Genomic DNA, 21,783 nt, shown 5'->3' with positions numbered 1-21,783 from the left:
TATGAAGACAGATTTGCTTCTTCTTTTGGTTGCAGCTATCTGGGGGTTTGGATTTGTTGCCCAAAGAGCGGGGCTCGAATATGTGGGGCCATACACTTTTAACGGAGTTCGATTCATTCTCGGTGGTTGTTGCCTCATTCCTCTCTCTTTGTTCAAACAGGGCAGCAGCACCTACAGTATACTTGGTTATAAAAAAATAGCACCCCTGATGGCAGGCTCTGTTGCAGGTCTGGTTCTTTTTGCCGGCGCTACACTGCAGCAGGTTGGGCTGCAATTTACCACTGCAGGAAAAGCTGGTTTTATCACTGGGTTATACGTTGTGCTGGTTCCAGTTATCGGGCTGATTTTCAGGCAGCGAACAACTTCAGGAACCTGGTTTGGTGCGATTTTGGCTGTTATCGGTCTGTACCTGCTCAGCATTCAGGAGAACTGGCAGATTGCCTATGGTGATGTGCTCGAAGTGATTGGCGCCATATTCTGGGCCTGCCATGTATTGGTTCTTGCATATCTTTCGCCGAGAACCAATGTTATCAGGCTTGCTATGTATCAGTTTTTTGTCTGCGGAAGTTTGAGCCTGGGAGTAGGATTTGTGCTGGAAAACATTTCCCTGGTGCATATAATAGGTGCGTGGCTACCTATATTTTATGGTGGGGTGATATCTGTTGGTACAGGTTACACCTTACAGGTCGTTGTGCAGAAAAAGGCCCATCCTTCCCATGCTGCCGTTCTGCTCAGCCTGGAGTCTGCATTTGCCGCCCTTGGTGGGTGGCTTTTTCTGGAGGAATACCTGTCGCTGCGAGCATTCACAGGATGCGTGCTCATGCTTGTCGGCATGATAATATCTCAACTCTGGCCCGGTCAGGAGAAGTAGAAACCCGTGAATACGTATTTGGTGCATTAAAAAAATGTATCTGAAAATTGTGTCTCTGTTCATCATTACAACATCGTAAAAATTCGGGGCAACTGGGGCTGTTGCGTTCCTTGCCCTTTCAATGAAAGCCTTTCCCGCAAGATCCCATGCTTATAAATCTGGCTGCTTTTGTCGTTATTGTTGCAGGAATGGTGTCGGCAAAACCATTGCTTATACCCTTCCTGCTTGCTATTTTCATGGCCATCATCTTTTCACCACCTGTGTATTGGATGCGTTCCAAAAAGGTGCCGGTCTGGTTGGCTATTACCCTGGTCATGGTGGTTGTCATTGCTCTGCAGGTTGGGATTACGACCATGGTAGGGACTTCTCTGGCTGAATTCACCCGTGCTTTGCCCCAATATCAGGAGCGGATGCAGCAGCTGGTGCATGAAGGGGTTGTCTGGTTGCAGGGGAAGGGCGTACATATCACCGATGCTGCCATCATGGAACAGATCAATCCAAACCGGGTGTTCGCTCTGGTAGGTAATTTGGTCAACAGTTTGCTTGCCATGTTGAAAAATACCATGATGATCCTGCTGACTTTTGTGTTTATCCTTTTTGAAGCTGCCGGAATCCCAACTAAATTGCGCGCCATGGCCAGAGGCAGCGAATCACCTGTGGAAAAATACGAGGAAGTGATCAGGGGCGTCAACAGGTACCTGGGGTTAAAGACGCTGACCAGTCTGCTCACCGGTGTTTGTGCCTGGTTCACCCTTGTCTGTATTGGTGTGGATTATGCGATTCTCTGGGGAACGACTGCCTTTGTCTTGAATTTTATCCCCACTATTGGCTCAATCATTGCCGCCATTCCCCCGATTTTTCTGGCTCTGGTGCAGTTTGGACTGGGCGAGGCCATCACCACGGCTGTCATCTATTTTATCATCAATATTGGCATCAGTAACCTGCTTGAGCCCCGTCTCATGGGCTCCAGAGTTGGCTTGTCTGCACTGGTTGTCTTTCTGGCCATGGCATTCTGGGGTTGGGTTTTGGGGCCGATGGGTATGCTGCTTTCAGTGCCTCTGACCATGACTTTACGTATCGGTCTCGGCAGCAGTGAAAAAACCCGGCATCTCGCCTTACTTCTGGGGTCTAATGCAGAGGCGGCCGCTTCCCTTAAATCCCATAAGTCAGTTGGCCCCCCATATTTTCTCAAAAAGAGGGGGGAGGGAGAGGAAAACTCAGAAGAATAGGTGTGAGGGCTGCGAAAAAAACATCACCCAATATGGCTGGTCTTTCAACTTACCCATGTCATGGCTGCTTTAATAGAGCAATACGGCCAACATGAAACCATTATAACCGTCAGGAAAATGAGCCGATACCCTGCGCAATTTGTGGATAGTGATCTGCCAGAAGTTCAGCCGGTGGCGGGAGAATAGTTATCTGATATGATCATTGACTGCTGCCGCACGATTGCCTGATAATTAACCTGCTTGAGAGAACAACCTGCCTTGTTGGGCGGCTCTGTTCTCTAATTCTCTTGATCAACATTTCCCCGGCAGTCATGCCGATATCATACGTCGGCTGCTCAATAACGGTGATAGCAGGCCTGGTCATTGATGTCCAGGGTGACTCATCAAACGTGGCAAATGCCAATGTACCTGGGATTTCAATCTCTTTATCACGAATTGCCCGAAAGGCACCGTTCGCCAACAGACCACTGCTTGTCATTATGGCTTCAGGTGGTGATTCGCTTTCCAGTAGCTTTGTGACTGCTTCATGTGCATTCTCCATCTTAGCTGGCAATTCAATAATCAAGTCTGGATCTATTTTTATTCCTGATTCTTGAAATGCTGCCTGGTATCCGAGCAGCCGTTCTTCACCCGTAATACTGGGAGAACCGAATAATCCGGCAATGCGCTTAAGTCCATTTCCCAACAAGTGGGTCGTGAGTGTTTTTGCAGCACTAAAGTTGTCGATGAGAACACTGTCAACATCAACTCCCTCCACCTTTCTGTCAATCAAAACCATAGGGGTTTGGTTTGCCAGTTCTTGAGGAAAGTGCTTTGCCAAGCGCTTTGTTGGTGAAAGAATGATCCCGGCTGCATTTTCATTCTGCAACAGCTCCAGATACATTTGCTCTTTTTCGGGATTTTCATCAGTGTTGCAGAGTATGATACTATAATTATGAGCCTGTGAAACATCTTCCACAGCTCTACAAACAGAAGCAAAGAAAGGATTTTGAATATCGGCGACCACGAGTCCTATCATGCTTGATTGCCTTGAGCGTAAGCTTTGGGCAGCCCTGTTCGGGCTATAGTTCATCTGTTTTACGATCTCGAGCACCTTCTTCTGCACCTCTGGTCGTACATGTTGCTTTCCGTTCAGAACCCTTGAAACCGTTGCGGTCGATACCCCGGCCGCTTCAGCAATATCTTTAATTTTCATATGCATTCCATTTCACCTTGTTTTGTAATCATTTACAGGATAGCAAACAATGGAAAACGAGGCAACTTATATCTCCAACACCCTGCCATTACTTGATAATTTGTCGTTTAAACATAGGAAAGTCGTAAAAAGCCCATTGCTGGAAGAGCTATCTTCTTGAGAAATCGTTTGCAATAATATAAGTCTGAAATTGCGTGTTATTTTTTAGTTTCAAAAAAAAAATTGATTTTTTGTTGTAATCGGTTACAATTTAATTGTGAACAACACTACAGGAGGTGCAACCATGCTGAATCTAAATAGCGAGTCAATAGTTCTTGGTGTCAATGTCGCGGGAAAGAAAGAAGCGATCGAGATGGTCGGCAATATTCTGGTTCAAAATGGCAATATAGACCCAGGATATATCGAAAGTATGAAAGGGCGGGAAGGTGTTGCAAACACATTCCTTGGTAATGGCATTTCTATCCCCCATGGACTTCCTGAGCATAGGCACCTCATAAACAAGACCGGTGTGGCAGTCCTTCAGGTGCCCGAGGGCGTATTATGGAACCCCAATGAAACTGTCTTTCTGGTAGTGGGGATTGCTGCAAAATCTGACGAACACATCACAATCCTGACCAACCTGACGCACGTACTGGACGATCCCGACACAGTAGCCCGACTCTCGCAGACAAAAGATGCGGAAGAAATTGCCCAAACCCTCTCTGGTCAGGCTTTTACTGCCAAAAAGAGCGCACCGAGAATGGATCTTACAGGTTTTATATCTATTGATGTCGTAGTCAACAACCCCCATGGACTCCACGCCAGACCTGCAACATATTTTGTTGATGTTGCAACTGATTATGCCTCTGATGTTTTTGTCGAATATGACGGGAATACGGGAAATGGGAAAAGTCTGGCATCATTGCTTAAGCTGGGAGTCACGCCAGGTAAGAAGATTCGCATTCATGCAAAAGGCGCGGATGCCGATAGGGTTCTCAGCAACCTGAAAAAGGCTGTAGACTCCGGACTTGGTGAAGAGGAGGAACAAGAAGATGTGGCTGCTCAGACAGAACATGGCTGGAGGCCGCAACATGTCGGAAAAACCATACCTGGGATTATCGCCTCACCAGGTCTTGCAACAGGAACCATACGGCAATACGTCCATGAACAGATTGTCGTTGAAGCCAACGCCAGGGAGCCAGAGTACGAAACTCATTCGCTCAAGCAGGCTATTGCTGCCGCCAAAGTCAACCTCAAGAACCTGCACGATGAGGTTCGTGCCAAGGCCGGTGCTGCAAAGGCGGGTATTTTTCTGGCACATATAGCATTTTTAGATGACCCTGAACTTCGGGCTGAAGTCCAAAACCTCATAGAAACCGGCAAGAGTGCTGGTTTTGCCTGGAGGCAGGTTGTTGAGACCAAAGCGCACGCACTGGAGTTACACGACAACCCTCTGCTGGCTGCACGGGCAATGGATCTTCGTGATATTGGCCGTAGAGTTCTCAAACACCTGGCTGGTTCAATCCACGATGAACCTTTCATTCCATCCGAGCCGATTATTTTAATAGCTGAAGATCTTACACCCTCTGATACCGCCTCTCTGGATCCGGCATTAATTCTCGGAATCTGCACATCTGCTGGCGGCCCTACATCGCACTCCGCAATTATCGCACGATCGTTGGGCATACCTGCCATTGTAGGTGCGGGCCCTTCAGTTCTTGATATCCAGGACGGAACTGACGCCATTTTGGATGGTGATGCCGGGAATCTGTATCTTGACCCAAGTGCGGAAGACAAGGGGGCTGCTGCTCTGGCCCGTAAAGTTCTCGATGAGCTTCGTAACAGGGAGTTTGAGGATCGTTTTCTTCCTGCAATTACCACTGACAGTCACAGAATGGAAATCGTGGCTAATATCGGCAAGGCAGAGGAAGCCGAACAGGCTGTGAACGCTGGCTCTGAAGGTATCGGCCTGCTACGGACGGAATTCCTGTTCCTCGGACGGGAAACCCCGCCGGATGAAGACGAGCAATATGCCCACTACAAAACAATGATCGAAAGCCTGAACGGTTTACCGATGATTGTCAGAACGCTTGATATCGGCGGAGATAAGGAAGTCTCTTACCTTGACCTTCCGGCAGAAGACAATCCGTTTCTCGGTGAAAGGGGAATTCGCCTCTGCCTCAACCGACCTGAACTCTTTCTGTCACAGTTGCGGGCGATTTACAGAGCCTCACAATATGGCCCTTTGCGGATTATGTTCCCCATGATCACCACTCTCGAAGATTTGACTGCCGCAAAGCGCATGGCGGAAAAAGCAAGGATAGAAGTAGGGGCAGAGCCTGTGGATATCGGCATCATGGTCGAAGTGCCGTCTGTAGCACTCATGGCAGATATCTTTGCTGAAGAGGTGGATTTTTTTTCCGTAGGCACCAATGATCTCACTCAATATGTCATGGCCATTGACAGGCTGCACCCGACACTGGCTGGCCAGGCCGACAGCCTCCATCCTTCCGTATTGAGGATGATCAATACAGTTGTCAAAGCTGCTGAGAAGGCTGGTATCTGGGTGGGGGTCTGTGGAGGCCTGGCGGCCGATCCCCTCGGTGCGGAAATTCTTACCGGACTTGGGGTAAAAGAGTTGAGCATGGTGATCCCCAGTATTGCGGCCATTAAAGCGCACATTCGTTCAATTAGCCTAGAGACAGCGAAAGTAAAAGCCGAAAAGGCACTTGCCTGTAAGGATGTAAAACAAGTCAGGCGGTTGAATACATTGTAGAGGAGCACCAAACACTATGAAAACGATATCAAAACTCCTGACAATTACTTTAAATCCGGCAATTGACCTGGCCTGCACGGTTCCGGGATTGACTCTGGGGCAGGTTAACAGGGTTATAGATTATCAACACGATGCGGGCGGAAAGGGGGTAAATATTGCGGCACTTCTCCGCAAATTCGATCTGCAGGTTGCCGCAACCGGTTTCCTGGGCAGTGACAACCAGGAAATTTTTGAAACACTGTTCAGAAACGAGCGAATAGAGGATCTTTTCGTTCGAATCCCTGGCTCCACAAGAATCGGTATCAAGATACTGGATCCGAAATCGCATTCAACCACAGACCTGAACTTTCCTGGCCTGTCTCCGGAACAGGAACACGTAGAAGCCCTCATCGACGTTATAAGAAAACAACTCCAGGATACTGCCGCCGTCATTATAGCGGGTAGCCTTCCCCCGGGGGTTGAAGCAGGGGTTGTCGGGAAACTGGTGACTATGATCAAGGAGTGCGGGAGCAGGGTATTTGTCGATACAAGTGGCGAAGCCCTCACGAGCGCCATCGAAGCAAAACCCACATTTATCAAACCCAATATTGATGAATTATCCGAATATCTTGGTCGTACGGTACGAAGTGAAAGAGAGATTTTTACAGAGGCCGAAAAATTGATTCGGAGCGGTGTTGAAACTGTTGTCGTATCCCTTGGTGAGCGTGGTGCACTTTTTGTTGAAAAAGAAGAAGCGTATTACACAACCCCGCCATCAATTGATGTGGTGAGTACTGTGGGAGCCGGTGATGCTTTGGTTGGCAGTATGGCTGCGGGAATGATGCTGAACCTCTCATTACGGGAACGAGCGAAAATGGCAACAGCCATTTCTGCGGCTGTAGTGACACAGGCCGGCCCTGGACTGAAATCCATAGGAGAAGCCCGGTTGCTTGAACAGCAGGTCGATATAGACAATGTAACAATCAGTGGAGGAGCAAATGAGTAAAATAGTAGCAGTGACAGCCTGTCCTACAGGAATAGCCCACACCATCATGGCCGCAGAAGCCCTACGGAAAGTTGCAGTTGATATGGGGCATGAGATAAGCGTTGAAACACAAGGCTCGGAGGGGGTGAAAACTCCCCTTGCTCCTGAAGACATCAGCACTGCAGATGTTGTCCTCATCGCCTCTGATATTCACGTCGACCCTGCCCGTTTTGCCGGTAAGCCAATGCATGCGGTGACTACAAGTGATGCCATCAGGAAAACCAGGTCGGTAATCGAGGCGGCACTGGCTGAAGCTCAAGAGTCCCTTGAAGGAGGAGCAGAGGCTGCTGAGGAAAGAACATCCATTACCTCAACCTCAGAGAAGAAATTCATTATAGGTGTGACTTCCTGTCCCACCGGCATCGCCCACACCTTCATAGCGGCTGAGGCACTTCGAAAAGCCGCAGAAGGAATGGGACATGAAGTAAAGATAGAGACCCAAGGTTCAGTCGGTGCCAAGAATGTCATTACCGAAGAAGAAATTGCACGGGCTGACGCCGTAGTAATTGCAGCTGACGCCTATGTGGATACCAGTCGTTTTGCAGGCAAACCGATGTATGAAACGACTACCAAAGCTGTGCTGCACAATGGAACGGCAGCGATTCAGGCAGCCATTAATGCTCCCAAGCCTGTTTCCCAGGGATTGGCGGATCAGGTTTCGGCGCTTAAGAAAGAACGCTCTGCAAGTCGCACAGGGCCTTATAAACACCTTATGACAGGTGTCTCCTATATGCTGCCTATGGTTGTGGCCGGTGGTATTCTCATCGCTCTGGCCTTTGCCTTTGGAGGTATCTATGCCGGTGATGCAGAAGGGACTCTTGGCTGGGCCCTCATGCAGATTGGCGGTGCAACCGCTTTCAAGCTTTTTGTTCCTGTCCTGGCTGGCTTTATCGCCTATTCCATAGCAGATCGTCCGGGTATCACTCCTGGGTTGGTCGGCGGTCTTTTAGCAACCACCGTAGGCTCTGGTTTCCTGGGCGGTATTCTGGCCGGTTTTATTGCCGGTTACCTCACGCAATTCTTAAATGATAAGATCCGGTTGCCGGACAACCTGCAAGGTCTCAAACCGGTTCTCATTCTGCCGGTACTGTCGACGCTTATAGTCGGCCTGCTCATGATATATCTGATCGGCCCCCCGATGAAAGTGGCCCTTACAAGCCTGGAGACCTGGCTTAAGGGGTTGCAGCAGGGTAGCGCGTTGACACTTGGCCTTATTCTTGGCGGCATGATGGCCTTCGATATGGGGGGACCGGTTAACAAGGCGGCATATGCCTTTTCAGTAGGTCTGCTCTCAAGCCAGATATATGGGCCTATGGCGGCTGTTATGGCCGCCGGTATGACTCCTCCGCTTGGTCTCGCCCTGGCGGCAACCCTTTTTAAAAGCCGGTTCACAGATGATGAGCACGAGGCGAGTAAAGCAGCATACGTTCTCGGTATTTCGTTTATCACCGAGGGAGCAATTCCTTATGCTGCCCGTGATCCGTTCCGGGTCATCCCCGCCATCATGGTTGGTTCAGCAATTGCCGGTGGCATGTCAATGGTCTTCAACGTGAACCTGATGGTTCCCCATGGCGGTATATTTGTTCTCTTTATCCCAAAAGCTGTATCCCATTTACTGAGTTATGTCATCGCTATTGCAGCAGGTACGGTAGCGACGACCGTAATGTTGTTCATTTTGAAGAAACCGATCAAGAACGCATAATCGGTTGAGGAAAACATTATTGACAATATCTGTCTAATGGCATGCCAAGGCAATGGTTGAAAATGACACGGAACCTGCAGGTAACTTCAACAATATTGATCAGTTGCAGTTAGCCATGGCCGGCTGCATGGAATCGGCTTCTCCGGTTTAACTGCAGGTTGCAGAAAGCGCAGGGAGCTATGCAAACCCTGTATTTCTCCCGTATATGGTCAAAGGTGGCTGTGGCTATGGCCAGAGAAGTGGATAGTACGATTCCCATTGCCTTGCATCTGGACCATGGTTCCACCTTCCGATATCCTGGGAGTCTGTCGGAGAAAGCTCTTTTTCCCCATATTTGTGTTATTTTCAGGAAATCAATGCTCGCAATATCAACTATATGGCTGGGCTTGATTTCCTGAAAATGCCTTAATCTGAGAAAAAATAGCAATTGTCCGACAATCTCCTCGGCAATTTTTGGATATTTCTTATTTTTCGCGACCCCTATAATAGGAGAGTATGTATGACTATTCGAGTAGGAATCAATGGATTTGGTAGAATCGGCAGAAACATCTTCCGGGCAGCTGCAGTCGACCCTGAGTTTGCCGAAATCGAGATAGTAGCTATTAACGATCTCACTGACACGCAGACCCTCGCTCACCTGCTCAAATACGATTCGGTCATGGGCCCCCTGGATGCTGAAATTGAAGCGATGAAAGACGGTATACGGGTGAACGGCAGGGATATTATGGTCAGCAGCCACAGGAATCCTGCGGATATCCCCTGGAGGAAACTGGGGGTGAAATACGTGGCAGAGTGTACCGGGCTCTTCCGTGACGATGTCTCAACCCTGTCCCACCTGAACGGCGGTGCTGAAAAAGTGGTTATCTCGGCACCAGCAAAGGGTAACGTGAAAACATTTGTCATGGGTGTAAACGAGGACGAGTACGATCCCCATAGCCACAATATAGTCTCCAACGCTTCTTGTACCACCAACTGCCTGGCTCCTTTCGCCAAGGTTATCCTGGACAATTTCGGCATTAAGCGGGGATTGATGACCACAGTACACGCTTATACCGGTGACCAGCGTCTGCTTGATTTCCCCCACTCGGATCTTCGGCGAGCCCGGGCTGCTGCTCTTTCCATGATACCCACCAAGACGGGTGCCGCTGCTGCTGTTTCACTGGTCATTCCAGAACTTAAAGGTAAATTCGACGGCCTTGCCATTCGAGTGCCGACCCCGACCGTCTCCTTGGTGGACGCAGTAATGGAAGTGGAAAAGGAGACCAACGTCGAGGAGGTGAACGCCGCTCTAAAAAGGTCCCAAAGCCGCTATCTCAGCTACACCGACCTGCCCCTTGTCTCCATCGATTTTCAAGGTGACAGTCATTCCTCCATAGTCGATGGCCTGTCAACTAAGGTTATAGGCAAGACGGTGAAAGTGATGAGCTGGTATGACAACGAGTGGGGATACTCGAACAGAATGCTGGATCTAATGCTGCATATGGAAAAGGCAGCTGTTTTATAATACCGAACTTCAAACTCTTCGTGATGTCGCAGCATCGACGACGGACTATACTATGCATCGGGCTTTGGCTGAGCCCCATAAGTGAATGCAAATGGAAGCACGATGTTATGGGACTTTTTTAAAAATGATTCGCCACCTCCAACTTATGGTCTCAAGCCTTCTCATGGAGAATTCAGGCTCCAATGCAGCTATTCATAGGGTAAGTGATTAAAGCTGGTAACTCTCCTGTATTTACGATACCACCAGATGCCCTGTTGTTTCGGCAATACTGACTGTCAGCAGACTTCCTGAGTTGAAATTCAGGAAGTCCTTTTCGATCCCATCGGAAAAAACAATGCCGCTGTCAGGCATATAGGATTCGAGTACCAGAGAGTTACCGTGGGACACTTCGCCAAAAACAAGGCTTGTCCCGGTTGTTCTGCTTGGAAATGGTTCCCGGACAGAAAAATACAACCGTTTGTCATCCCAGGAAATACCCTCCTGTAATGGATGAGATGACTGTCCTGTTATGCCCATTGCCCCTGCAAGGATTGACTGCAACCAGCCGGTTGAGCCAAGCCCGGTTGAGACGATGATGCCGGAGGACGATTGTTTTTCCTTTCTTCCGTTATAGGTAAGTCCATATCTGGCTGATGTATGCGTTTTAGGGCCGATGAAAAGGTCATTTACCGCAAGCATTCGTTCTCCCTTGTTGGTTTCAGCTTGAGCCAGGGTGATGCTTCGACAGGTACATTTATTATTCTCCGTACGTTGCACTATGGCAGCGAGGTCATCAATTTCAAAGGGCAGCAACAATCCATCCCATCGTGCCGGGTCTGGATTGATCGCTATTACCGGTTGACCGTGCACATATTTCAGTGTGTTGGCAACCAGCCCATCCTGGCCGATAACCACTACAATATCTGCTGGATCAAAGAGGTAATTGGGCAGAAAATCCCTCTCTATTCGATGGTACGTACCGCGCTCTCTGAGTACGTTTTCAGCCCTGTGAATACAGTGGATATATGTATTATGCTCTTCCAGGTAATCATGTGTATCCATCTGGTTATGCTCCAGGTAAAATTTTGCCTGAGGCCAGGTATTGAATCGCATGACCAGCTCTTCCAGACGGGTCTTTCGCGTCACCAGGATGTATCTATTTCCCGCAGTATCTTTCATTTTTGCACCGCTTTTCGAAGTATTTGCCCAAATACCTCCTGGCCAATGTTCAATTCTCCTATTTTCTGGGCATTGCCGGCCAGGGATTCTAGGGCCATGGCCATGAGTTGCTCCGGATTCATCCCGGCCAGGGTCAATGCTTTCAGGTTTTCAACCGGAAGTTCGGTAAACGCACGCATTCTTGCTGCAATGGCATATGCTTCCGCATCAGATTCTTTACTGTCATTGGCTGCCTTTTCCTCGACAAGCTCACGCCGCCGGCGTTCTATTTCTATCTTTGCGGTCATTTTTTCTTGTTCTGTTTCATTTTTCCCTCGGAGAGTCTTTCGCTCATTGGCAATACGGGACTCCTGTATTTCCTGTTCTTTGGTCTGCACGATCAATTCTGTCTGCAACTCTGCCTCACGTATGGTACGTTCCTGTTCAACAGAAGATTTGCGGCGTAAATAGATGGCGTCGTCTGCTTCCTGCAATATTGCCTCTCTGGCTTCAGCTTCAAGGGCTCTTGCCGTTTCCGGAGAAGGAGAGATGCTGGAAATGGTGATATCGACAAGCGCTATGCCCAACTCCGCAAGAGAAGTTTTCTGGCTGAGATTTTCTTTGATCAGTTCGACCAACTGCTGGTTTAATTTCAACGCCTTTCTCAAGGTAACACTCTGTACCTGAACCTGGATAAAGCTCTGAAGGACGCGAACAACCTGATCACTCAGTTTCATGGGATCTTCAGAGATATATGCCCGCCCATTTTCTTTCACCGTAAAATTCAGCATCGCGGCTATTCTTGCAGGGGCTGCTATCTGGTAAGCTGCCTGGCCTTGTATTCGTATCTCCTGGTAATCGGCAGTCTGGAGGGAGAATATAAATGGAGCTTCCTGGATACTCATCGGAATGGCTTCAATGGAGGTGTATGCAGTGTTGTAAAAAAAACAGAGCCCTTTTCCTTCCTGCACGATATTGCCTCCTGCACTGCGAATGATGTAGGTAGATGAATCTGCTTTGAAGTAGTTGATCCCAAACATGATGTCCTCCTTGAGAAATCTTTGTGTCTTATAGTCGCTTTCAAATATAGTGTCACAAGGACACTAATCTTGTCAAGGAAAAAGTGTCTTAAGGATACAAAGTGATTGTGCACTTACATGCATATATGTATCTTGTACTGGAGCTGTGCTTTTCGTAGCTGCTAATAGTACTTTCGGGACATAATACCAAGCCGGGAACAAGAACACCCTCGGACAGTCTTCACCTCACCTGATTTACAGGAAAAGAAATTCATGGAAGAACAGGATTATTTGAAAACGTATGATCAGCGCGCATATGCCACTCCTCTTTTAAGTGTGGATAGCGTTCTTTTTACCTACCATGAACAATCTCTTAAAGTGCTGCTGGTACAGCGAGCCAAACATCCAGATAAAGGGAAATGGGGTCTTCCTGGCGGCTTTATCGATATGCAGACAGACAAGACCATTGAAGACACGGTAATGAGGAAACTGGAAGAGAAAACCGGTGTCATTCCACCCTACATAGAACAACTCGCTACACGGGGAAATGCTGTTCGCGATAAGCGTGGGTGGTCGGTGACGGTTTGCTACACTGCCCTGATTGCGCATCAGAATTGCCGGGTGAATATCAGTACTGTTTCAGAGGTGGAATGGGTTGATTCAGACAGGCTGGATGAGGTGGACCTGGCCTTTGATCACAGAGAGATTATTCATATAGCCCGGGAACGGCTCAGGCAGAAAGCCCTGTATTCCATTGTGCCGGCATATGCCCTTCCGGAAAAATTTACCCTGCCGGAGTTACAACATATTCATGAATTGTTGATTGGAAAAAAATTGCAGAAAAAATCTTTCAGACGTCGCATTGAGCAGGCTGACCTGCTGCACGAGACCGATGAAAAGCGTGCATTGGGAGGACGCCCGGCAACACTCTATACCATGAAGAAATCTTCAGGAAGCTATACGTTTATCCGTAATTTGGGATGACCCTGCCATCTGCGTCCATGGGAGGTATTACCTGTAGAAAACAGCCCCCGGAGAGTATCCGGGGGCTGTTTGGCTTGAGCCGGTATTAATAGGGTAATTCCTGATTACTCTCCCTTGCACCAGGCATAGGCATTCTGGAACATTTTTAACCAGGGGGAGACCTCAAGCCCTTTCATTGCTTCGGGTAACCAGTGGGCCTGCCAGGCCAGAAAAACCCTTTCAGGATGGGGCATGATGGCCAGATGACGTCCGTCTGGTGAGCAGAGTCCTGCTATACCTTTGGGAGATCCATTGGGATTGAAAGGATACTGTTCCGTTGCCTGTCCCTGATCATTGACATAGAACATGGGGGTAAGATTTTGTTGTTGTACCTGTTCAAAAATGGAGTTGTCCGGGAAATGAAGCTTTCCTTCTCCATGATCCACATGGATACCAAAAACCAGATCTTCCATACCGCGAAGCATCACGGAAGGACTCTGCTGTATTTTTACTGTTGTCCAGCGTGATTCAAATCGTCCTGAACGGTTGTGGATAAAACGTGGCTGCTGCTGTGGGGTCAGCCCCAGCCAGGGTACCCAGCCTAGCAGGCCAAAGAGCTGGCATCCATTGCAGACTCCCAGGGTAAAGGTATCCGGACGATTGTAGAAGGTATCAAATTCCTGTTTGAGACGGTCGTTGTAAAGAATGGTCGCAGCCCAACCCTTGGCACTGTCAGGTACGTCGGCGTAGGAAAAACCACCCACAGCGGCAATACCGCGGAACTGCTCCAGGTTAACTGTACCCCGCAACAGGTCATTCATACATATATCCCAGGGCTCAAAGCCTGCAGCATAAAAGGCAGAGCTCATTTCCCGGTCTGAGTTGGAGCCTTCATCGCGGAGAATGGCTACCTTGGGCTTGTTCGCAGCCTGCAGGATTGCAGGAGCAGTGGGAGCAGGGGTAAAAGGCATGGTGTAGGTCGGCCCCTGTCGATCGTAGATATTGGCTTTTTCTTCATCAGCACAGTTGTTTTTGGTCTGTAGACATTCCAGTTGGTAACTGGTTTCTTCCCACCAGCCGCGCAGTACTCGCATGTCTTCGGCAAGAACCTGCTGGTTGTTGATGGTAATGCTGATATCCGCTTTCGGAGTGGTTGTTCCCAGGCAGATTGCAGGAACTCCGGCTGCCTGCAAGGCCTTAAGGGTATCTTGCACCTGAGCGGTTGCACATTCCACCACCAGGCCCAGCTCTTCAGCAAATAGATATTCCAGAGGCGTACAGCTGCAGTTAATATTCAGGTCCAGACCACAGTTGCCGGCAAAGGCCATTTCCAGCAGTGTGGTGATCAGGCCGCCATCGCTGCAGTCATGGCCGGAGAGAATCTGTTGTTTGTCAATGAGGCCCTGAACTGTCGAAAAAGCGGTTTTTACCAGTTCCGGGTTCTCCATATCTGGGACTTCTGCACCGAGTTGATTCAATGTCTGGGCAAATCCGCTTCCTCCCAGGCGTTTTTTACCTTCTGCAAGATCAATATATATCAGGGAACTGCCTGGCTGTTTAATGTCCGGGGTAACGACTTTACCTAAATCTTCCATGGCCGCGTAGGCAGAGATAACCAGCTCCCTTGGGGATTTGACTATGCTGTCGCCAACCATGGTGGCCATGGAGAGACTGTCCTTACCTCCGTCAACAGCCATTCCCACTGCGGTCATAGCCTCACACATGGCTTTCACCGCATCGTGCAGGGCTGCCCCCTCACCCTCAAGTTTTGGTGCCCACATCCAGTTGGCAGAGCATTTAATCTGCATGGGGTCATCGATCTTTGCCCAGACCATGTTAGTCAGGGATTCGCCCACCGCCATGCGCGCACCTGCTGCAGGATCAACCAGCATTTTAATAGGTTGTTCGCCAATTGCAGTGGCAATACCTGAGCGTCCAAAGTGGCTCTGGGCTACTACAGCCACATCACTTACTGTTAACTGCAATGGACCACAGCATTGCTGTCTTGCGATCAGGCCGGTTACAGCGCGATCCACTTTATTGGTAAGGAATCGTTTGGAGCCAACGGACACCAGCCTGAATACATCACGCAGGGCATCACGTATATCGATATCTTCTGGAATTTCCAGCGGCTTTGTAGCAACTGATATGCGTTGATCCCTGAATTCCTTCTGGGGAATATTGCCAAGCAGTTCGTTGAGCTCAAGATCCACCGGGGTGGTGTTGTTGTGGCTGTCAGTGACTACAAAGCGCAGATCACCTGTGACTTCGCCAAGCACTTCGCAGGCGACTTTTTCCCGGTCACAGATTTGTTGAAATTGCTCAATGTTTTCAGGGGCTATCAGGAATCCGGTACGTTCCTGATACTCTGCGACATAAATCTCCAGCACAGACATGGTGGGATCGCCGACCCGGATATTGCGGATTTCCACCTTACCGCCTGAATGTTCCACAAGCTCTTTGAGAACATTTGCCGGGCCGCCTGCACCCTGGTCGTGGATAACTTCAACCAGGGTTTTATCGCCCATCTCGTTACAGGCACGGATAACGCGGTTCATCTTCTGTTCCATCTCAGCATCGCCGCGTTGTACTGCGTCAAAGTCCAGGTCTGAAGCATTTTCACCCTGGAGCATGGAAGAGGCCGCTCCGCCGCCGAAACCAACCCTGTAGGCAGGGCCGCCAACCTGCACGATGAGCATTCCTTTGGCTTCTTTTTCCTTTTCCGTGTGACGATCATCAATCTGGCCGATACCGCCGGTGAACATGATGGGTTTCAGAAAACCCCAACGCTCCCCGTTTTCCAGCTGCATGTCAAAGGAACGGGTAAATCCCTGAATCAGGGGCTCACCGAACTTGTTACCATAATCGGATGCGCCGTTACTTGCCTCGATCTCGATTTCAAGGCCTGATGCCAGGTTGTCCGGGCAGGGAAACTCATTTTCCCAGGAACATTCGTAATTGGGGATATGCAGGTTTGCTACGCAGTACCCGGCGGTGCCTGCCATGACAAAACCGCCTTTACCTGTGCCCTGGACGTCACGGATACGGCCGCCAGTACCGGTTTCCGCACCAGGGAACGGGGCGACACCGGTAGGGAAGTTATGGGTTTCTGCGGTCAGGAGCGGGTGATAGGTGACCTGGTTAGGCCTGAGTGGAGAAGGAACTCCTGGCTGCTGGGGCAGGAGAGTTGTTATGTCATGCCCCGTAATTACGCTGGAGTTATCCTTAAAGGCTACCAGACTTCCCTTGGGATTGGCCTTGAGCGTATTTTTAACCATGGCAAACAGGGTGTGTTCCTGTTCCTGGCCATCAATGATCTGTTTGCCTCCAAAAAAACCATGGCGGGAGTGTTCGGAGTTGGCATTGTTAAGATCCATAATCTCAACAATGGTGGGATTGCGGTTATGTTTTTTTACAAAGTAGTCGTAGTAGAGTTGCCTGTCCCATTCATCCATGGAAATGCCGGGAATTTCAAGGAGCGCAGCCGGACCTTTGGTTTTCAGGTCCACCTCGTACACTTCCTCTGGAATGATGCCTGTTTCAAAGGTTTTCAGGGGTTCCGGGTAGACGCATTCGGTCATGCGGTCATGATTTGCAGCAATAAACTGATCAAGGTTTTCATTGTCAGGGACCAGGTAGCGTCGTGAACGCTCTACGCGTGTGATACTGTCCAGGCCCACAGCCCGACAAATGGACACAAGGTTGGAAGACCAGGCTGTTGCAAAATTCAGGCGTGGCCCGATTTCTATCACCCGTTCTCCCTTAAGGATGGGTTCACTGCTTACGGTCTCGGCCAGAAAACCGTCAGCCAAAATGAGCTTGAGCTGCTGGATTTCCGATTCCGTAAGTAAACGGGTGGATTCGATATTAAAACAATAGGCGAAACGATCACTGATTTTTCTGTACAGCTGAGAAACTTCTGATCCCATGATTGTATATCCTTCTAAGTATGCATGACCTGGACAGCCAGGCTCAGGGGTGACAAATGATGGACTGAATACGATAATTTATCAGTATATTGGCTAAAAAACCGGTAGGCTCTTATTGAGTATTACTCTTTAAGGGCGCAACCTAGCACTAAAGTCTGTTTTTTTCCGCTGAAAAGTGCACTCTTTTTTATTTACGCACCAGACCTTTGTTTGTGATGGTCATGGTGCGTGGGTCGATCTTTCGTTTACGCAATGCCTTGGTAATATCTGATCGCAATGTGCGTATATCAACCCATTCCGCTCCTGCCTGTTGTTGCTGGTATTGGTAGGTGAAAAAGGCTGCATTCCAGTATAATTCTTCTGCAATTTTTTGTTTTTTGCCATCCTTGGCCAGGGAGAGTTCAGGGTCTTTTGCCAGGCCGAGCCTGAACTGTTGCCAGACTTCGCGGTCCTGTCTGTTGGAGGTTTCCCGTTCTTCAAGGATACCAAAAGAAGTGGTAACCCAGGCTGTCAGGGCTACGGCAAGGTCATTGACCTGATATCCCTGATCAGCAAGGCCCTTCAGGAAAAAGTCAAGAATGTTAATGTGTTCAAAGGTGTTCCAGATTTCATCCCTGGATGCTGCCGGAACTGTTTCCAGGAATTCGCTGAGCACCCTGTTTTTGACTCTGGCACTGATTGTGGGGCTGGGAGTGAACCGGGAGATTTGGTTCAGTTCTTCTTCACTGTAATTCGGGCCAACGGTTTTGCCGGCAGAACTGATGATGGTTTGTTGCTGTGCATGGCCGGATGAATCTGGCCACGCTGCCGCGGCAGAGCAAAAGTAGAGGATACAAAAAGTAAGGAGTATGCGATACATAGTGTAGGTCTTATGGGCGATGGAGTTATGTCGTAACCCCTCATAGGCGAGGCGGATAAACTAGAAAATTCCCCCTGTATTTGTAACTGGTTACAGGGTGCCTGAAGTTTTCGCAAGCAGGCTGGTGCAGCGTATTGAGTCATACGTAAGCCAGGCTGATCGTGGAAAAAGCAGGTGCGCTGTGAGCAGTTACGTTATGTCTTTGTATTCAGCGTACAATATCTTCCCCACTTATCGCAATCAACTTTTTTGCTGGGCAGCTGGGTATTTGTAGCTGATCAGGTGATAGGTAACTCCTTGCTTTCCTTTATTGTCTAAGTGTAAGTTATTTCCGTGTTTCACACTCTTCATCCATACAGAAAAAAGGAGCATGGTTGGAAGAAAAAAATGGTGGATCCCTCTGAATGATAGACGTCATGGCCGGATGGCGTTTGAAGTCTTTATCAAGGAATTTTCTGATCGCTTTTCTGTTCCAGCCCAGGGGATGAATAAAGTCGCTGTACAGGGAAAGATCACCCTGATAAAAATCCCGAGTAACACATTGGCTGCTCTCTGGGCTGTATCTGGGAAGGTTGAATATGGCAAGATTAAGAAAAGTGATGGCTTCAGCGTGGTCAGCACAGAAATTCAGCGTATCTACTGCATGGGAAGGGGATTCCTGCGGAGCACCAAAGAGCAAGTAGACATAGGTGCATATGCCTGCCTGATGGAGGGCTCGGAATACCCGGGACGCCAGGCCAAGGGTGATGCCTTTCTTCATATTGTCCAGAACTTGCTGGTTACCCGATTCCAAGCCCAGTTTAAGCAGCACGCAGCCTGAACGCCGCAGCGCGTTGCAAAAATTACTGTCAGCCAGTTGTTTATCCATGCGTGCAAATCCATACCAATGCGGGCCTGGAGGTCTATCTATCAGGTGTCGCATCAAGGTCGGGCTGACCGCATTATCGAGAAAATGAATGAGTCCTGGTTGCCAATTCAGGCACAGTTGGTCCAGTTCTGCCTGAATGAGTTCCGGCTGCAGAGTTGAATAGGAGCTGCCTTCAGCCTTTTCCGGGCAAAAAGAACATTTGTTCCAGTAGCACCCTGTTGAGGCGGCATAAGGCAGAATAGTGCAGGGCGATAGGTATTCCTGCATGGGAAGATTGCTGAAATCAGGAGCATATCGTTGTCGATATTCTTTTCCCAGAAGATTGAGCAGAGGTCCCTCGCCTGGACCGGCAACCAGATGGTCTATAATTTCAGAAAAAGGATTACTCCAATCTGGGCTGCTCATCCAGGAGGTGATCAGGCCACCGCCCACTATTATTGTAAGCTGAGGATGGATATGCTTGAGGAAGCCGATGAGCGCGAAACTGCAAAGGGCCTGGCTTAGATAGGTGAGCGAAATCCCTATATGGGTACAACGATATTCTGCAATCAGCGCAGCAACGCGTTGTTTGTAATAGCTGTAATAAGGGCTGGCTGTGTAGCATGTTGCCGCTTGGAGCAGATCCGCACTGCGCAATGGAGACAGGGATTTTTCCTGGTAGTTCGACAGGTTGATCAGGGCAGAGTCAGATGATTGTTCGATAACGCGATTGACGTCGCGGACTGTTTTTTGATAGCGGTCGACATTGCAATACGTCTTTGGGGTTTTGAGTGCTGTCAGGTTCCGATAGCGGTTTTTGGCAGCCCGTACAGACCAGGTGTCGTCATTGGGGGTAGAGCTGTCCAGGAGGAATTGCAGAGCCTCCAGGTTGGCGTCGAGCAGGAGGCAGTCTATTCCATGACCTCGCAGGGCACCTGCAAGCTGGGAAATGCCGGCAGGTGCCTCTCCTGGTTTGGCCACAGGCGGATGGATAAGAAGTATTTTAGCCTGCATCGCTGGAAAGAAAACGGTAACCTGGAAGAATCAAATTGACAGATGCTTCTCGCCGCCCTGGGCGCTATTCGATCTCACGTGTTTTATGAAATACCACATCAGGGAATAATTCCATGGTATGGGAAAGACGCCATTGGCCATCTGCCAGATAGGAGAGATGACCCTCGCTGTCAAAGGCGAGGTTCGCCTGGTTTTTCTTTTCAAATTCCCGAAGCATTTGCCGGTTGTCACAGCTTACCCAGCGGGCCAGTGAAAAATTGAGTGGTTCATACTCAGCATCAACACCGTATTCTGCTTTCAATCTGGTCATGGTAACTTCGAACTGCAACACACCCACTGCACCCAAAACGTAATCGTTACCGAGAACCGGTCGAAATACCTGGACAGCTCCTTCTTCAGCCATCTGGATAAGACCTTTCTGTAATTGTTTGGTTTTCAGCGGATTGCGTAGAATGACCCGGCGAAAATGCTCTGGTGCAAAGTTGGGAATACCGGTGAATTTGAGCTCCTCTTTTTCTGTAAAGGTGTCGCCGATTTTAATGGTGCCATGGTTATGAATGCCTATGATATCACCGGGGTAGGCTTCGTCGATATTTTCCCTGTTCTGGGCCATGAACACCGTGGCATTACTGAGGTTGATATCTTTGCCTATGCGGTGATGGCGTACTTTCATCCCACGGGTGAATTTACCGGAGCATATACGAAAAAAAGCAATACGATCCCTGTGAGCAGGGTCCATATTGGCCTGAATTTTAAAGGTAAATCCTGTAAACTCTGACTCTTCCGGGTCAACCATGCGGCTTTGGGTTTCTCGGGCTGATGGCGCTGGTGAGAGTTCGACAAAGGCATCGAGAAGCTCTCGTACACCGAAGTTGTTGATCGCGCTTCCGAAAAATACAGGTGTTTGGCTGGCTTTGAGATATTCTTCAAATTCAAAGGGATTGGCCGCACCTTCAAGCAGTTCAATGTCTTCACGTAACTTATCAGCGTCAATGCCCAGGAGTTTATCCAACTGAGGATCCTCCAGATCACTGATGATGATATTGTCTTCCGGTCTGGTTTCCTGACTGGGGGTGAACAGGTTGAGTTCCTTTTTGTACATGTTGTACACCCCTTTGAATCCTTTACCCATGCCAATGGGCCAGGAGAGAGGAGCACACTCAATCTGCAGTTTTTCCTCTATATCTGAGAGAATCTCCAGAGGATCAAGACCATCCCTGTCAAGTTTGTTGATAAAGGTGATAATGGGGGTGTTGCGCATACGGCAGACCTCCATCAATTTTGTGGTCTGTGTCTCCACACCTTTGGCACTGTCAATAACCATGAGCGCACTGTCAACCGCTGTCAGTACCCGGTAGGTATCTTCCGAAAAGTCCTGGTGACCTGGGGTATCAAGGAGATTAATTTCAAAATCCCGGTAATTGAATTTCATGACTGAAGTCGTGACTGAGATGCCGCGGTCTTTTTCTACAGCCATCCAGTCACTGGTAGCATGATTGGAGGTCTTTCGGGACTTGACTGCTCCTGCCATTTTGATTGCTCCACCAAACAGCAGAAGTTTTTCTGTCAGGGTTGTTTTACCGGCATCAGGGTGGCTGATGATACCAAAAGTTCTTCGTTTCTGTATTTCGTTGCGTAAATGACTGCTCACTATATGTACCGCTCTGTCGGGAAAAGGGAAAACCGAAAAAATCTGTTATTGAAACCTTGCTGCTTTGCCGGGTGAATGTATTCA

The 21,783-nt window shown here is 48.9% G+C and carries 15 protein-coding genes; 8 read left to right on the top strand and 7 right to left on the bottom strand.

Translation table 11 applies throughout. The features are described from left to right. Position 1: 1 nt before the first annotated feature. Both G493_RS0104930 and G493_RS27835 read left to right on the top strand, forming a co-directional pair. Positions 2–871, top strand: a complete 870-nt coding sequence (locus G493_RS0104930) for a DMT family transporter (protein ID WP_028579487.1) — start codon at positions 2–4, stop codon at positions 869–871. A 146-nt stretch (positions 872–1,017) separates the two neighbouring features. Beyond that, positions 1,018–2,100: an AI-2E family transporter gene (locus G493_RS27835; protein ID WP_084813427.1), complete on the top strand. Its 1,083-nt coding sequence runs from the start codon at positions 1,018–1,020 to the stop codon at positions 2,098–2,100. A 199-nt stretch (positions 2,101–2,299) separates the two neighbouring features. On the opposite strand, the gene G493_RS0104920 is transcribed toward G493_RS27835, so the two are convergent. After that, positions 2,300–3,295, bottom strand: a complete 996-nt coding sequence (locus tag G493_RS0104920; protein ID WP_051309036.1) for a LacI family DNA-binding transcriptional regulator — start codon at positions 3,293–3,295, stop codon at positions 2,300–2,302. Between the two features lie 283 nt (positions 3,296–3,578). Here G493_RS0104920 and ptsP point away from each other — a divergent pair, with 283 nt between their 5' ends. From ptsP to gap, 5 genes are all read left to right on the top strand, one after another. Further along, positions 3,579–6,050 (top strand): phosphoenolpyruvate--protein phosphotransferase, encoded by a 2,472-nt coding sequence (gene ptsP / locus G493_RS0104915; RefSeq protein ID WP_028579485.1) that lies wholly within the window; start codon positions 3,579–3,581, stop codon positions 6,048–6,050. 16 nt (positions 6,051–6,066) lie between these two features. Continuing rightward, positions 6,067–7,035 carry a 1-phosphofructokinase gene (pfkB, locus tag G493_RS0104910; protein ID WP_028579484.1) on the top strand — a complete coding sequence of 323 codons (969 nt, stop codon included), beginning with the start codon at positions 6,067–6,069 and terminating at the stop codon, positions 7,033–7,035. Beyond that, positions 7,028–8,776 carry a PTS fructose-like transporter subunit IIB gene (locus G493_RS0104905; RefSeq protein ID WP_028579483.1) on the top strand — a complete coding sequence of 583 codons (1,749 nt, stop codon included), beginning with the start codon at positions 7,028–7,030 and terminating at the stop codon, positions 8,774–8,776. Before pfkB ends, G493_RS0104905 begins: the two co-directional genes overlap by 8 nt. Positions 8,777–8,955: 179 nt before the next feature. After that, positions 8,956–9,174 carry a hypothetical protein gene (locus G493_RS0104895; protein ID WP_028579482.1) on the top strand — a complete coding sequence of 73 codons (219 nt, stop codon included), beginning with the start codon at positions 8,956–8,958 and terminating at the stop codon, positions 9,172–9,174. A gap of 101 nt (positions 9,175–9,275) precedes the next feature. Next, positions 9,276–10,280: a type I glyceraldehyde-3-phosphate dehydrogenase gene (gap, locus tag G493_RS0104890; RefSeq protein WP_028579481.1), complete on the top strand. Its 1,005-nt coding sequence runs from the start codon at positions 9,276–9,278 to the stop codon at positions 10,278–10,280. Between the two features lie 231 nt (positions 10,281–10,511). Here gap and G493_RS0104885 read toward each other — a convergent pair whose 3' ends face one another. Both G493_RS0104885 and G493_RS0104880 read right to left on the bottom strand, forming a co-directional pair. Beyond that, positions 10,512–11,438 carry an NAD(+)/NADH kinase gene (locus tag G493_RS0104885; RefSeq protein WP_028579480.1) on the bottom strand — a complete coding sequence of 309 codons (927 nt, stop codon included), beginning with the start codon at positions 11,436–11,438 and terminating at the stop codon, positions 10,512–10,514. Next, positions 11,435–12,457 carry an SPFH domain-containing protein gene (locus G493_RS0104880; RefSeq protein WP_028579479.1) on the bottom strand — a complete coding sequence of 341 codons (1,023 nt, stop codon included), beginning with the start codon at positions 12,455–12,457 and terminating at the stop codon, positions 11,435–11,437. The genes G493_RS0104885 and G493_RS0104880 overlap by 4 nt, the downstream gene beginning before the upstream one ends. A 252-nt stretch (positions 12,458–12,709) precedes the next feature. On the opposite strand from G493_RS0104880, the gene G493_RS0104875 reads away from it, so the two are divergent. Then, positions 12,710–13,420, top strand: a complete 711-nt coding sequence (locus G493_RS0104875) for an NUDIX hydrolase (RefSeq protein WP_028579478.1) — start codon at positions 12,710–12,712, stop codon at positions 13,418–13,420. Between the two features lie 104 nt (positions 13,421–13,524). On the opposite strand, the gene purL is transcribed toward G493_RS0104875, so the two are convergent. The 4 genes from purL to G493_RS0104855 all read right to left on the bottom strand — a co-directional run bounded on the left by purL (position 13,525) and on the right by G493_RS0104855 (position 21,699). Then, positions 13,525–17,328, bottom strand: coding sequence for a phosphoribosylformylglycinamidine synthase (gene purL, locus G493_RS0104870; RefSeq protein ID WP_028579477.1), 3,804 nt, complete (start codon positions 17,326–17,328; stop codon positions 13,525–13,527). 187 nt (positions 17,329–17,515) lie between these two features. Continuing rightward, positions 17,516–18,187: a DUF6683 family protein gene (locus tag G493_RS0104865; RefSeq protein WP_028579476.1), complete on the bottom strand. Its 672-nt coding sequence runs from the start codon at positions 18,185–18,187 to the stop codon at positions 17,516–17,518. Positions 18,188–18,512: 325 nt separating this feature from the next. Further along, a complete protein-coding gene (locus G493_RS0104860; protein ID WP_028579475.1) occupies positions 18,513–20,036 on the bottom strand; it encodes a B12-binding domain-containing radical SAM protein in 1,524 nt (507 codons plus the stop codon). A 76-nt stretch (positions 20,037–20,112) separates the two neighbouring features. Beyond that, complete coding sequence (locus tag G493_RS0104855) at positions 20,113–21,699, bottom strand: peptide chain release factor 3 (protein ID WP_028579474.1); 1,587 nt, start codon at positions 21,697–21,699, stop codon at positions 20,113–20,115. Between the last annotated feature and the right edge of the window lie 84 nt (positions 21,700–21,783).

This window comes from Desulfogranum japonicum DSM 18378, from assembly GCF_000429945.1.
Taxonomy (GTDB): Bacteria; Desulfobacterota; Desulfobulbia; order Desulfobulbales; family Desulfobulbaceae; genus Desulfogranum; species Desulfogranum japonicum.
The sequence above is the reverse complement of the archived record's forward strand: the minus strand, read 5'-3'. Positions and strand labels throughout refer to the sequence as shown.

What these genes read in the sequence shown, in the direction of transcription:
- G493_RS0104930 (WP_028579487.1), top strand. Translation starts at nt 2, where the DNA reads ATGAAGACAGATTTGCTTCTTCTTTTGGTTGCAGCTATCTGGGGGTTT.
- G493_RS27835 (WP_084813427.1), top strand. Translation starts at nt 1,018, where the DNA reads ATGCTTATAAATCTGGCTGCTTTTGTCGTTATTGTTGCAGGAATGGTG.
- G493_RS0104920 (WP_051309036.1), bottom strand. Translation starts at nt 3,295, where the DNA reads ATGAAAATTAAAGATATTGCTGAAGCGGCCGGGGTATCGACCGCAACG.
- ptsP (WP_028579485.1), top strand. Translation starts at nt 3,579, where the DNA reads ATGCTGAATCTAAATAGCGAGTCAATAGTTCTTGGTGTCAATGTCGCG.
- pfkB (WP_028579484.1), top strand. Translation starts at nt 6,067, where the DNA reads ATGAAAACGATATCAAAACTCCTGACAATTACTTTAAATCCGGCAATT.
- G493_RS0104905 (WP_028579483.1), top strand. Translation starts at nt 7,028, where the DNA reads ATGAGTAAAATAGTAGCAGTGACAGCCTGTCCTACAGGAATAGCCCAC.
- G493_RS0104895 (WP_028579482.1), top strand. Translation starts at nt 8,956, where the DNA reads ATGCAAACCCTGTATTTCTCCCGTATATGGTCAAAGGTGGCTGTGGCT.
- gap (WP_028579481.1), top strand. Translation starts at nt 9,276, where the DNA reads ATGACTATTCGAGTAGGAATCAATGGATTTGGTAGAATCGGCAGAAAC.
- G493_RS0104885 (WP_028579480.1), bottom strand. Translation starts at nt 11,438, where the DNA reads ATGAAAGATACTGCGGGAAATAGATACATCCTGGTGACGCGAAAGACC.
- G493_RS0104880 (WP_028579479.1), bottom strand. Translation starts at nt 12,457, where the DNA reads ATGTTTGGGATCAACTACTTCAAAGCAGATTCATCTACCTACATCATT.
- G493_RS0104875 (WP_028579478.1), top strand. Translation starts at nt 12,710, where the DNA reads ATGGAAGAACAGGATTATTTGAAAACGTATGATCAGCGCGCATATGCC.
- purL (WP_028579477.1), bottom strand. Translation starts at nt 17,328, where the DNA reads ATGGGATCAGAAGTTTCTCAGCTGTACAGAAAAATCAGTGATCGTTTC.
- G493_RS0104865 (WP_028579476.1), bottom strand. Translation starts at nt 18,187, where the DNA reads ATGTATCGCATACTCCTTACTTTTTGTATCCTCTACTTTTGCTCTGCC.